The following is a 12747-nucleotide window of genomic DNA, read 5'->3' as shown; positions in this document are numbered from 1 at the left end:
CGCCCCGGAGCCGTGCCTTGGGTGTCCGGTCAGTTCATCGCCGGCCGCGGGATCACCGCCTTGGTCTCGGCGACGGCGCTCGGGGCGACGATCTTGTATTCGCCGTCCAGCACCTGATACAGCGCCATCGGCTTGGCGATGTTCTTGCCGGTCTCGTCGAATTTGATCTTGCCGTAGAACGTCTCGATGTCGGTCGCCGCGAGCGCGTCGCGCACGGCCTTCGGATCGGTCGAGCCGGCCCGTTCGAGCGCATCGGCGAAGACCTGCACCGCAGCCGAGGACTCGGCCGCCTGATACGGCGGGGCGTATCCGTACTTCGCCTCGAAGGTCTTGGCGTAGTCCGCCGCCGAGCCGAACAGGTCGTCCTTGTAGGACAGGGTCGGCGCCCATTGCGTGGCGCACAGCGTGTATTCCGAGGCCGCGCCGAAATTGCCGATGATGTCGGCGGAATCGCAGTGGGTCATGGCGAGGATCGGCACATACACCTTCTGCTCGCTGACCTGACGGATGCCGGTCGCGGCGCCCTTGGAGTGACCGGAGACGATCAGGACGTCAGGCTTCAGCGCCTTCACCTTGGTCAGCGTCGCCGACATGTCGTTCAGCTCGCGCGGGAACTGGTCGTCGATGACGAGCTGCATGCCGTACTTCTTCATGTCGTCGAGCACGCCCGCGCGCACGTCGGCGCTGAACGGATCGTTCTCGACCACGACCGCGACCTTGATCTCCTCGGGCTTCTTGCCGAGCGCTTCCGCGTTCTCGGCCGCCAGGGCGATCGCGCTCGCCAGGTACTGCTCGGACGTCGACAGGGTGGCGAAGATGTATTTCCAGCCGTTGGTGAACAACGACCGGGACGCTCCGTTGGCCTCGACCATCGGCACCTGCAGCTCTTCGGTCACGGGCGCCACGGCCTTGGTGAGGCCGGAGCCGTAGGGACCGAGGATCAGCTTGATCCCGTCCTGCTTGACCAGGCGTTCGGCGAGTTCGGCGCCGCGCGCCGGGGTCGACTCGTCGTCGTAGTACTTCACCTCGAGCTTGTAGGTCTTGTCACCGACCTTGATCCCGCCGGCCTCGTTGATCTTCTCGACCGCCAGATCGTAACCACGCTGGGTATGCTCGCCGTTGGTCGAGTAGTTGCCGGTCAGCGACACCGCGGACCCGAGCGTTATGGTGTCTTCGGCGAACGCGGCGCCGCCAAGCGCGGCCAGGCCGGCGGCGGCGACCGTCAAAGTGGGAAATATTCGCATTGTATTTCCTCCCCTTAGGTGTCTTAGGCACGGCACTTGTTTGCCGTTTTTATTAGTCCACCTAAACAATGACGCTGTTTTCCCAGAGGTTCAAGGTCGGGATGCGGCCTCCTTGATGGCAACAATGTTTTTCCTGTACGCGTCCACGCCGTCGCCCTTGAAGACGGCGGACCCGGCGACGAGGACGTCCGCCCCGGCGGCGACGACATCGCGGGCGGTCTGCGCAGAGACGCCGCCATCGACCTGCAAGCGGATGTCGCGGTCCCCGATCATTTCGCGGATCTTCCGGATCTTGGGGAGCTGCGAGTGCAGGAACGACTGTCCGCCGAAGCCCGGATTGACCGTCATGACCAGGATCAGGTCGACCGTGTCGAGCACGTATTCGATGGCCGATTCCGGCGTCGACGGCGTCAGCGACACGCCGGCCTTCTTGCCGAGCGCGCGGATGGCCCGCAGCGACCGGTCCAGGTGCGGGCCAGCCTCGGCGTGGATGGTGATGATATCGGAACCGGCCTCGGCGAAGGCCTGGAGATAGGGATCGGCCGGCGCGATCATCAGGTGCGTGTCGAGCACCTTGTCGGTGACGGGGCGCAACGCCTGCACGATCAGCGGTCCGATGGTGATGTTCGGGACGAAGTGTCCGTCCATGACGTCGACATGGATCCAGTCGGCGCCGGCGGCGACGACGTCTTCGACCTCGGCGCCCAAACGGGCGAAATCCGCCGACAGGATCGACGGTGCAATCAATGGCTCGGCCATGGCTACTCCTCTTGTGATCCGCTCCTAGAGCCACGCGGCGGCGGCGAAATCAAGACGCGGCTTCGAAATACAGGCCACCGTCCCCGCCCCCGCATCCGGCGGCGCCGATTGCCACAAGATATCCACACCCCGCGAAATAGCGTGGCGAAACCGGACGCCTGCCGGCATCATGGCTGGCTAACGAGGGGCAGGATTGATGGCGGGCGGGGAAAACACAGTCGGAATACCGTGGTACCGGAGGCGCGACTACGAACGCATCCTGGCGATCATGGCGGACCGGGCGCAACTGCCGAGGTCCTACGAGACATGGCGCAGCCGCGCCGAATTCCTGGAACAGAAGGTGCGCGACAGCGGCCGTCCGACGGTGCGCCTGACGATCGACCCGAAGGCGTTCTCGCGCTGGTGCTCGGCGAACCGGCTGAATGCCAACGCACACGCCCGCCTGCTCTACATCGACCAATCGGTGCGGGGCGAACCGTCCGGCGACGGCCCGTCCGGCGCCACCGACCGCTAGCCGCGCCGGCCGGCCCCTGCTTTCAGGCGCGACTGGCACCCGCGACTGTCTGATGACTCCTCCCGGCTTCGGGCGTAGCCTCGTTGCACAACGCATCGCGGTCACCAAGAACCGGGAGGGAGGAATGTACGGACGCAGCCGCTACCAGGGGCCGAGCCACTCATCGACCTTCGTTTCGCCGACGCCGAGCTACCGGGGCATGCCGGGCAGCAACGAGATGCGCGGCACCGACATCATCGCCGAATATCTCGTCAAAGAACGGGTCCCCTACATCCTCGGATACGCCGGGCACGGAGCGATCGGCCTTCTCGACGGCATCTACAAGCACACCGACCAGATCAAGCACATCTCGCCGCGCATCGAACAGGGCGCCGGCTTCATGGCCGACGTCTACTTCCGGCTGACCGGCCAGCCGCTCGCGGTCTATGCCTCGACGGGGCCCGGACCGATGAACCTGATGATCTCGGTCGCCAACGCCTTCTACGACAATTCGGCGTTCTTCGTGATCACCGGCCAGGTGCCGACGACCCAGGTGAACAGCGGCGCGCTGCAGGACGACTACCGCTACAACGGCGACATGTCCTCGATCTTCACGCCGGTGGTGAAGAAGTCCTATCGCATCCGCCGGGTGGAGGAGCTGACGACCGCCCTGCCGGAAGCCTTCCAGCTGATGCGCACGGGCCGGCCGGGGCCGGTCCATTTCGACATGCCCTACGACCTCTATATCGAGACGGCGCCGGTCTCGACGCCCGAGCCCGCCGGCGGGCCGCCCGCCGGGCATCGGGCCAACGGCATCTCCGACTACACGATCGAACGGGCACTCGAGCTTCTGTGCAAGAGCAAAAAGCCGCTGATCCTGGCCGGCGGCGGCATCCGCGTTTCCCGCGCCTTCGACGAACTGAAGGCGCTTGCCGAACAGCTGGAGATCCCCGTCTACACCTCGTTCATGGGCAAGGGTGCGATGCCGGCGGATCATCCGCTGCATCTCGGCGTCGCCGGCGTCTGGGGCGAGTACCCGGCGACCGAGGCCTGCCGCAACGCCGACGTAATCCTGGCGATCGGCGCGCGCTTCAACGACCTGCACACGGGATCGTGGATACCCGGCTATGTCTACAATATCCCGCCGACGAAGCTCATCCAGGTTGACATCGACCCCAACGAGATCGGCCGCAACTATCCCGTCGAGGTCGGCATCACCGCCGATGCCCGGCAGTTTCTCGATCACGCGCTCCGGATCGCCCGCGGCAAGGGCCTGAAGCTGGCCGACGGCGACGCATGGCGCAGCGAGATCAGGACCTGGCAGGCGGACTGGCGCAATTTCTGCGATCCCTACGCGCGCAGCGGCGAGGTGCCGATCGAGCCGCGCCGCATGCTCGCCGACATGAACCGGGTGTCGCCGCACGACACGATCATGGTCGACGACGTGGGCAACTGTCAGGTCTGGTCCGAGCAGTACTGGATGCCGAAGGTGCCGGGCTCGCACATGACCGCCGGCGGCTTCGCGGCGATGGGGTTCGGCGTCTACGGCGTGCTCGGCGCGCGGCTCGCCCGGCCCGGATCGCCCTGCGTGACGCTGTGCGGCGACGGCGGATTCTCAATGTGCTCGCACGCCGTCGCGACCGCCGTCGAGTACGACCTGCCGGCGGTCTGGGTGGTCCAGAACAACTACTCGATCGGCACGATCCGCGACCTGCAGCGGGCCTATCTCGACGGCCGCGAGATCGGCACCAGCTTCATCAACCAGAAGACCGGGGAATTCTGGAACCCGGACTTCTCGCGCATGGCCGAGGCGATGGGCGCGCGCGGCATCCGCATCGACCATCCCGACCAGTTCGCCGACGCCTATGCCGAGGCGATCCGGTCCGGCGTGCCGACGGTGCTCGATGTCATGATCAACCGCGACACCGGCATTCCGGTGACCGGGACCTGGCAGATGCCGCCGATACCCGAGGTGCAGCCGACCTTCGGGCAGCGCAAGGTGCGCTGACCCCGATCGTGAAGCCTGGCCGGATATCGGCCCCGGTCAGCCACCGACCTGCCAGCGCGAGATGGCATCGCTCTGGAAGATGAGCTGGACGATATTGAGGGTCAGGTTGTCGCGTATGGCCAGGCCCAGGATCAGCTCGATGGCGACTACCAGGACGATCGACGTCCAGACCGGGAGAAAACGCGCCAGCACGAAGCCGACCGCCGCCGTCACGGTGTCGAAGACCGAATTCACGACGCTGTCGCCGAAATAGCCGCGGGCGAGCGCGGTCTGCCGATAGCGCTCCATGATGAACGGCATGTTCTCGACGACCTCCCAGCCCGCTTCCAGGCCGACGGCGATCGCGAACCGCGCCGCGACCGACATACGCGGCGCCGCGAGCCACAGCAGAAGGTAGAACCCGATCCCATGCGTGAGGTGGGTGACGGTGTACCAATCGGTCAGGTGCTGCGACGTCTCCGGGCCGGACGGATTTCCGTGCCACAGATCCAGATGGCCGCACGTACAGATCAGCGGCAGGCCCAGCGCCAGCAGCGCAATCGCCTGCAGGGCGACGAAGCCGGCCGCCAGCGCGAACCAGATGCGGGTCGTCATGGGTCGGGCCTCCCCCACCGGTATCCGAAGCGCATGCAGGCCTTAGCCAAAGGGGCTCCACGCGGAACGATACGAAACCCAACGATACGAAAACCTGGGCCGTCTTGGCGATGCCGGTCGATGCGGGTTGAGTCGCCGCGCTTGCTTTGCGACGTCACGTCGGTTGGAATCCCGGTTCGCCCAGGTCTGCCCAAGACCTCTGCCTAGGACACCTGCCAGAGACGATGGAGTGGCCCCGACATGAAAGCGTTGATCTTCGCCGCGGCGCTCTGCGCGGCTTTGGCGTCGCTTTCTCCCGCCGAGGCGCAGGAGATGGTGTTCGTCATCAGGCATGCCGAAAAGGAGACCACGGGCGCCGACCCGCATCTGAGCGATGCCGGACGGAGCCGGGCCCACGACTGGGCCACGTTTCTCGGCAACGCGGGGATCGACACCGTCATAAACACGGATGCGACGCGGTCCCGCGAAACCGGCGAGATCATCGCCACGTCGCTCGATGCCGACCGCGCCGAAATTCCGATGACTGACGTGACGGGGCTCGTGGACCTTCTGGACTTCGACCACGCCGCAGACAGGGTTCTCGTCGTCGCGCATACCGAAACCATCCCGACCATCCTGCAGCGTTTGGGCGCGCCGGAGATCACGCCCATTGCCGCCGATGACTACGCCAACATGTTTGTTGTCGTCGTCGCCGATGGTTCTGCTCCGTCCGTCGTCCATCTTCGCATGCCCTGACGAATGGCTGCCCTCCCCGGCAATCGCCCAGTGATCACGTGACGCCTTTGCTCGGATAAAAGGCCCTGCCCGGAGACGCCCGCCAAGAAGCGGGGCACCGCCCAAGTCGGGGTAGGCGATCCCGGGGTTTCATGGGATTTTCCGGCTTGATCGGCTCCCCTCCCGACCTCACACTGGTAGAATTGATTGGAAACAGGCGGGTTTGGAGGACACCGACACGATGACTGGCCCCGAAAGCCGGATCCTCGACATCCCGGATTTCCTGGCCATCACGATCGGCTTCGTCGTCTTCTTCCTCGGCGCCTTCCTGACGCGGCATGTCGCGTTTCTGCGCAACTACAACATCCCCGAGCCGGTGTCCGGCGGCATCGCCGTGGCGCTGGCAACCTGGGTGGCCTATTCCTGGTTCGGGATCGAGACCGTCTTCGACCTTTCGACCCGCGACGAGCTTCTGGTGTTCTTCTTCACGACGATCGGGCTCAACGCGCGCCTGTCGGATCTGATCGCCGGCGGGCGCATGCTGGCCTTGCTGCTCGTCATGACGCTCGCGTTCATCGTCCTGCAGAACGTGATCGGTCTCCTCGGCGCGACGCTGTTCGGCTTCCCCGCCCCGGTCGGCGCGCTCATCGGCTCGGCCTCGCTCATCGGCGGCCACGGGACGGCGATCGCCTGGGGCCCGACAATCCAGGCGCAGACCGGGTTCGCAGCCGCCAGCGAGATCGGCATCGCGGCGGCGACCCTCGGCCTGATCGTCGGCGCGCTGATGGGCGGGCCGATCGCCAAGACGCTGATCGACCGGAATAACCTTCAGTCGACCGCGACGGACGGGGAGATCGTCGGCGTCGGCTACGAGAGCGACGGCGCGGGAAAGAAAGCCATCGACCACGTGATGCTGATGCGCGTGCTGCTCGCGGTCAACATCGCCGTCATCATCGGCTATCTCGCGCATCAGGTGATCTCCGATTGGGGGCTGAAGCTGCCGCTCTTCGTGCCGTGCCTGCTGGCCGGCATGCTTCTGTCGAACACCGTGCCGCATCTGTTTCCGCGCCTGCCCTGGCCGGCGAGGACGCCGGCGCTGGCGGTGGTCTCGGACTATTGCCTGTCGCTGTTCCTGGCGATGTCGCTGATGAGCATGCAGCTATGGACGCTGGCCGGCCTCGGTGGGCCATTGTTCGCCATCCTGGCGCTGCAGGCGATCGCGACCGCGGCGATCATCCTGTTCGTGTTCTTCCGTATCCTGGGATCTGACTACACGGCGGCGGTGCTGAGCGCCGGGTTCGCGGGGTTCACGCTGGGGGCGACGCCGACGGCGATCGCCAACATGTCGTCGGTGACGAAACGCTACGGCCCCGCCCCGCTGGCCTTCATCGTGCTGCCGCTGGTCTCGGCCTTCTTCGTCGACATCGCCAACGCCTTCGTCATCGGCTGGTTCGTGACGTTCTAGGCCGCGGATTGCGGCACGCCCCTTGCCCGGGTTCCGAAGCGTCCGTGGCCTCGCGTCCGAACGGCGCGCCGCTGGACGAAACGAAAATCGGCGCCGCCGTGGCGACGCCGATTTCCACGGTCCTGCGCTGGCGCGGGATCAGCGCGTGCAGGCGTTCTTCTCGAGATAGACGCCGGCCCAGCTTTCGCTGGTCGCTTCATTCAGAAAGCCGGCATTCACGACAAGATGGCAGTTCCGATAGCCGTCACGCTCGACGCCCACCGACGTGACCCTTGATCCCGCCGGCGCCGCGCTGTCGATCGGCGCGGCGTCGTCCCCGATCCGGATGATCGGAACGATGCGCTTCTTCGTCATCCGGCGGCGCAGATAAAGACCTTCGCCTTTCGTGCGGTGGATGGCCTTGAAGACGACGGAGGGCACATCGCTTCGGTTAGACGAAACGGCCGCGAAGGCGGAGGAACGCCATCGCGGCGGCTCCGGGACCTCTCCGCCGTCGTCGCCGCCGCCACCGACGCCCGGCGGACGGCCGGAAAAGACCCAGAACAGGAAGTCCTGGAAATTTCCGTTGGTGCGCCGGGTCGACGCCACCCGCTTGATCTTGCCATCGGGATAGCGAACGAAAATGCCCTGATTGGCAGGCACCTGCCGCTCGCAATAGTTGCCGACCGCGTCCGTATCCGGGCATTGGACGATGCATTCGGCGATAAGATCGGCGTTGCCGTCCACGGGGCAATGGAGCCTGACGGTGCGCATCTGATCACCCCAGGCCCCCCAGAACGTCAGCAGGTTTCCGTCGAAGGACAGGCCTTCGCCGAACCGGGTGAACCGCTGCTTCCTGAAACCGGGAACCTTATCGCCGATGGCCACCAGTGTCCTCAGGCGTCGCGGCCGGTCCCTGAGTTTCTTCGGACGTTTGGCCTTGGCGCGATAGATGCCGCCCAATGTCGGATTGTCTTCATTATCAAGGCCGAGGAAGACGATCATCCCGGCCGCGGCGCTTGGCGGCGCCGTGGATCCGAATGTCGTGGAGGTGCCGGGAATGCGATCGTGGGTATCGGCGATCTTGACGACCGGAAGCTCCGTACGCTTGCCGATCTGGCGGAGGTACACGCCGGTCCGGGCGATCGTCGCGGCTCCGATCGTCTCGGTGTAGTTGCCCTTGAAGGCGATGAACTTCCCATCGAAGGGGGCTGGCGCGCCGGGAAACTGATCGAATTTCGTGCCCGGGAAGTCAGGGACGTCGAAGTACCAGAAACCGGGAACCGCGCCCAGCAGGCTCGCGCCGGTGCCCGGGATGAACGTCTTCCCCGTGCCGAAATAGATTCCAGCCGTGCCGACCTTGGTGTCGCCGGAGGGCGTCGTGTAGGTCCACACCGGATCCGACTGACCGCGGGAGGCGATGAAGTCGTTCTCGACGTCTATGCGCGAAAACGACGGAAACTCCTTGAAGGTCGCTCCGGTGTTGTTCGGCGCGGGAACGAGATCGCCACGGGCGAACAGCTTTCGTATCCGGCTGCCGGACTTGCAGGCGCGGACATAATAGACACCGCTCGGCGGCGTCGACGGTCCCGTGCCGCGCGCGCGGAACGTCGTAAGGCAGTTGTTGTTGATCGAAGGCTGATTGAAGCTGCTGTAGGTCTTCGACGTACCGGGAATGACCGTGTTGCTGTTGGCAATGATCTCCCAGTCCAACGACCGGGCATTCGCGGGAACGGTCGAGGCCGGAAGTGTGGCCATGGCGATCGTCAAACCTAAGGACGCGACGGTCAGTCCTCGCGCCCTTCCCCCAAGGGGCTGATCAAACACTCTCATCCAAAATCTCCTTAAAGTAGCTCCCTAAACCGGCCTTCCGGCCGATGGTCGATTTCGAATGAAAGCATAACGCATTCGTCTTTGTGAATACGTTTATTTCGTGCAACGTTAACTAACGCTACGGCATTTTTAAGTGACGCAAGGTGAGTATTGCGAACCTGGATTGCTTGGCGGCCACGTGGAACAACTGCGGCCCGCGCGGACGGACCGGCGCACATGGCGGCCAGGACGAACTATTGAACGGGACACGAGGTAGCCGAGTAACCGCCGGTCCTGCGCCACGCGGCGCGCGCGCGACCAAGCAGCCCGGATCGATTGTCTCTAAGGTCTTGAAAACATTGGTGAGCCCGCAGGGATTCGAACCCTGGACCTACTGATTAAAAGTCAGTTGCTCTACCAGCTGAGCTACGGGCTCTCAAGGTCGCCGGAAACCTATGTGGGGGCTTTTGCAAGGTCAAGCGTTCAAACGGCTTTTCGACAGCGCATCCCAGAATCAGCCCGTTACGGCTACACTTTTCGAAGGATCCGAAATCGTCCGCCCCGCGTATCCGGGCAAAGAGCGGGAGGTATCGATGACCCGATTCGTCAGTCGCGTGCTCTTCGGGTGCCTGTTCGTCGCCTGGCTTGCCGGCCCCGTCTCGGCTCAACAGACGGGCAAAGACGTCACGGCCATCCAGGACGTGATTGCCTCGCAGATCGCGGCGTTCCGCGCCGGCGACGGCAGCCGCGCCTATTCCTTCGCCTCGCCCGGCATCCAGCGCATCTTCCCCTCGCCCGGCGTGTTCATGCGGATGGTCGAACAGGGATACGAGCCGGTGTTCCGGCCGCGATCCTTCGCGTTCATGGAGCACCAGATGGTGGGCGCGGACGACGCGCTGCAATTCGTCGACGTCGTCGGGCCGGACGGTGCGGCGTGGGTCGCCGCCTACACGTTGCGCAGACAGCCGGACGGAACCTGGAAGATCACCGGCTGCCAGCTCAAGCCGGGCGTCGGGGCCTGAACCGCGTCTACAGCGGCGAGGGCGGGGCGTCCGGGGTTTCGTCGCTGGGACCGATGCCGCCCGGCAGGTCGTCGAGGGATTCGAGCGACTGTTCCGCCGTCGGCGCGGCCAGCGGCTCGACATCCGGATCGCCTGCACCGCCGTTGCACCCGCTCAGGAACAGCATGGCGGCAAGGATTGCGGCAGCGCGAACGGAGGCGGTAACGGGCGTCATGGTGGTATCCTGATCCTGGGTGGCCCTGTCGGTCTGCACCCGGACCGGCGTGGACCGCGGTCGCGATGCGCTGCATCGGACGGCGGACTGGTCCCGGCGGGAGCGGCCGCACCCTAGGTTGCGGCCCGGGTGAGGTCAAGAACCGCGGTCACGACACGCGATCCGGCCGGGCCGGGCGTTGTGCAAACGCGGCACGGGCCTCGTCACGACCTTGACGGAATGTCGCCCTCAGCCCATCCGGCCTGCGTCCGCGCGGCGAAACCGGCGAGTTGCCCTTCCCCGATCGCCTGGCGGATGCCGGCCATCAGCGACTGGTAGTAGTGGACGTTAATCCAGGTGAGCAGCATGGCGCCGAGGATCTCGCCGGCCTTCACAAGGTGATGCAGGTAGGCGCGGGAATAGTCGCGCGCGGCCGGGCAATCGCTTTCCTCATCGAGCGGCCTTGGATCGGCGGCGTGGCGGGCGTTGCGCAGGTTTATCCTGCCGAAGCGCGTATAGGCCTGGCCGTGGCGGCCGGCGCGCGTCGGCATCACACAGTCGAACATGTCGATGCCGCGCATCACCGACAGCAGCATGTCCTCGGGCGTTCCGACGCCCATCAGGTAGCGCGGCCTGTCCTCGGGCAGCACGGGAACGGTGACGTCGAGCGTCGACAGCATCACGTCCTGCGGCTCGCCGACGGCCAGGCCGCCGACCGCGTAGCCGTCGAAGCCGATGTCCTGCAGGCCTTCGGCGGAGCGGACGCGCAACGCCTCGACGGTGCCGCCCTGGACGATGCCGAACAGGGCACGGGCGGGATCGGAGCCGAAGGCTACCTTGCAGCGTTCCGCCCAGCGCCGCGACAGCAGCATGGCGCGCTCGGCTTCCGCGTCGGGACAGGGCAGCGCCACGCATTCGTCGAGTTGCATGGTGATATCGGCGCCGAGAAGCCGCTGGATCTCCACCGAGCGCTCCGGCGTCAGGTGATGCTCGGAGCCGTCGAGATGCGAGCGGAAGGTGACGCCGTCCTCGGTCAGTTCGCGCAGGCTCGACAGCGACATGACCTGAAAGCCGCCGGAGTCGGTGAGGATCGGGCGCGGCCAGTTCATGAAGCGATGCAGGCCGCCAAGCTCGGCCACCCGCTCGGCGCCCGGACGCAGCATCAGGTGGTAGGTGTTGCCGAGCACGATGTCGGCGCCGGTCTGGCGCACGGTTTCCGGAAACATCGCCTTGACGGTGCCCGCCGTGCCGACCGGCATGAAGGCCGGCGTCCGCACCGCGCCGCGGGCGAAGGTGATCTCGCCGAGACGGGCCTTGCCGTCGCGGGCTTTCACATCGAAGGCATAGGCAAGGCTCAAGCGGTTTCCCCCGGATACAGAAGACAGGCATCGCCATAGGAATAGAAGCGATAGCCGGATTCGATCGCGTGGGTGTAGGCGCGCCGCATGGTTTCCAGTCCGGAAAAGGCGGAGACCAGCATGAACAGGGTCGAACGCGGCAGATGGAAATTCGTCAGCAGGATATCGACGGCCTTGAAGCGGTAGCCGGGCGTGATGAAGATATCGGTCGCATCGGCGAAGGGCCCGATCGTGCCGTCATCGCGGGCCGCGCTTTCGAGCAGGCGCAGAGACGTGGTGCCGACGGCGACGATGCGGCCACCTTCGGCCCTGACGCGGTTCAGCCGGTCTGCGGTTTCCGACGTGACGTGGCCCAGCTCCGAGTGCATCCGGTGCTCCTCGGTCACGTCCGCCTTGACCGGCAAAAACGTGCCCGCTCCCACATGCAGCGTCACGAGGGCCGTGCCGACGCCGCGGTCCTCGAGCGTCGTCATCAGGGCCGGCGTGAAGTGCAGGCCGGCGGTCGGGGCGGCGACGGCGCCCTCCTCGCGCGCGAACATCGTCTGGTAGTCGGACTGGTCGCGGTCGTCGGTCGGCCGGCGCGCGGCGATATAGGGCGGAAGCGGCATCTCTCCGACCTGGGAAATCGCTTCGTCCAGGACGGGGCCATGGAAGGAGAAGGCGAGCGTGACCTCGCCGCCCTCACCCTTGTCCTCGACGATCGCGTCGAGCATGCCGAGCAGGCACACCCTGCCCTCGCCGCCGAAGCGGATGGTGTCGTCGGGCTGCAGACGCTTGGCCGGCTTGACGAACGCCTTCCAGCGGCTTCCGTCCAGACGCATGTGCAGCGTCGCCTCGATCTTCGGCTCGGGTTCGCCGCGACCGATGCGCCGGCCCCTGAGGCGGGCCGCGATCACCTTGGTGTCGTTGAAGACGAGGACGTCGCCGGGCCGCAACAGGTCCGGCAGGTCGCCGACGATCCTGTCGTCGAGATCCGGGGTATCGCCGGGGCGGACGACGAGCAGCCGCGCCGCGTCGCGCGGTTCAACCGGACGCAACGCGATCCGGTCCTGCGGCAGCTCGAAGTCGAAGAGGTCGACGCGCATGGCGCCCGCCGGTCGGGTCCG

12 protein-coding genes and 1 tRNA gene are annotated in these 12747 nt (G+C 65.8%); 5 read left to right on the top strand and 8 right to left on the bottom strand.

What is annotated here, in order from left to right:
* Positions 1-29 precede the first annotated feature (29 nt).
* Complete coding sequence (locus tag ACSF9G_RS11220; RefSeq protein ID WP_436641524.1) at positions 30-1244, bottom strand: amino acid ABC transporter substrate-binding protein; 1215 nt, start codon at positions 1242-1244, stop codon at positions 30-32.
* Positions 1245-1334: 90 nt separating this feature from the next.
* Entirely contained in the window at positions 1335-2003 is a 669-nt protein-coding gene (gene rpe, locus ACSF9G_RS11215) for a ribulose-phosphate 3-epimerase (protein WP_436641522.1), read from the bottom strand.
* A 196-nt stretch (positions 2004-2199) separates the two neighbouring features.
* Here rpe and ACSF9G_RS11210 point away from each other — a divergent pair, with 196 nt between their 5' ends.
* The gene (locus tag ACSF9G_RS11210; protein ID WP_436641520.1) at positions 2200-2517 is read left to right on the top strand and encodes a hypothetical protein; all 318 of its coding nucleotides are present in this window, start codon (positions 2200-2202) and stop codon (positions 2515-2517) included.
* 124 nt (positions 2518-2641) lie between these two features.
* Positions 2642-4504 carry a thiamine pyrophosphate-binding protein gene (locus ACSF9G_RS11205; protein ID WP_436641518.1) on the top strand — a complete coding sequence of 621 codons (1863 nt, stop codon included), beginning with the start codon at positions 2642-2644 and terminating at the stop codon, positions 4502-4504.
* Between the two features lie 36 nt (positions 4505-4540).
* On the opposite strand, the gene ACSF9G_RS11200 is transcribed toward ACSF9G_RS11205, so the two are convergent.
* Positions 4541-5098, bottom strand: coding sequence for a DUF2585 family protein (locus ACSF9G_RS11200; protein WP_436641516.1), 558 nt, complete (start codon positions 5096-5098; stop codon positions 4541-4543).
* A 249-nt stretch (positions 5099-5347) separates the two neighbouring features.
* On the opposite strand from ACSF9G_RS11200, the gene ACSF9G_RS11195 reads away from it, so the two are divergent.
* Both ACSF9G_RS11195 and gltS read left to right on the top strand, forming a co-directional pair.
* A complete protein-coding gene (locus ACSF9G_RS11195) occupies positions 5348-5833 on the top strand; it encodes a histidine phosphatase family protein (protein ID WP_436641514.1) in 486 nt (161 codons plus the stop codon).
* Between the two features lie 220 nt (positions 5834-6053).
* Positions 6054-7277, top strand: a complete 1224-nt coding sequence (gltS, locus tag ACSF9G_RS11190) for a sodium/glutamate symporter (RefSeq protein ID WP_436641512.1) — start codon at positions 6054-6056, stop codon at positions 7275-7277.
* Positions 7278-7415: 138 nt separating this feature from the next.
* Here gltS and ACSF9G_RS11185 read toward each other — a convergent pair whose 3' ends face one another.
* Together ACSF9G_RS11185 and ACSF9G_RS11180 are read right to left on the bottom strand one after the other, a co-directional pair.
* On the bottom strand, positions 7416-9014 hold the full coding sequence (locus ACSF9G_RS11185; RefSeq protein WP_436641510.1) for a hypothetical protein: 1599 nt from the start codon (positions 9012-9014) through the stop codon (positions 7416-7418).
* Positions 9015-9428: 414 nt separating this feature from the next.
* A tRNA-Lys gene (locus ACSF9G_RS11180) sits at positions 9429-9504 on the bottom strand.
* Positions 9505-9661: 157 nt separating this feature from the next.
* On the opposite strand from ACSF9G_RS11180, the gene ACSF9G_RS11175 reads away from it, so the two are divergent.
* Positions 9662-10090 (top strand): DUF4864 domain-containing protein, encoded by a 429-nt coding sequence (locus tag ACSF9G_RS11175; RefSeq protein WP_436641508.1) that lies wholly within the window; start codon positions 9662-9664, stop codon positions 10088-10090.
* A 7-nt stretch (positions 10091-10097) separates the two neighbouring features.
* Here the strand turns inward: ACSF9G_RS11175 and ACSF9G_RS11170 are convergent, their stop codons facing one another.
* The 3 genes from ACSF9G_RS11170 to queA all read right to left on the bottom strand — a co-directional run bounded on the left by ACSF9G_RS11170 (position 10098) and on the right by queA (position 12726).
* Complete coding sequence (locus ACSF9G_RS11170; RefSeq protein WP_436641506.1) at positions 10098-10304, bottom strand: hypothetical protein; 207 nt, start codon at positions 10302-10304, stop codon at positions 10098-10100.
* A gap of 203 nt (positions 10305-10507) precedes the next feature.
* On the bottom strand, positions 10508-11641 hold the full coding sequence (gene tgt / locus ACSF9G_RS11165) for a tRNA guanosine(34) transglycosylase Tgt (protein WP_436641504.1): 1134 nt from the start codon (positions 11639-11641) through the stop codon (positions 10508-10510).
* On the bottom strand, positions 11638-12726 hold the full coding sequence (gene queA, locus ACSF9G_RS11160) for a tRNA preQ1(34) S-adenosylmethionine ribosyltransferase-isomerase QueA (protein ID WP_436641502.1): 1089 nt from the start codon (positions 12724-12726) through the stop codon (positions 11638-11640). The genes tgt and queA overlap by 4 nt, the downstream gene beginning before the upstream one ends.
* Positions 12727-12747: the final 21 nt, after the last annotated feature.

It is taken from the genome of Microbaculum mangrovi, assembly GCF_051390635.1.
Lineage (GTDB): Bacteria > Pseudomonadota > Alphaproteobacteria > Rhizobiales > Tepidamorphaceae > Microbaculum.
The sequence above is the reverse complement of the archived record's forward strand: the minus strand, read 5'-3'. Positions and strand labels throughout refer to the sequence as shown.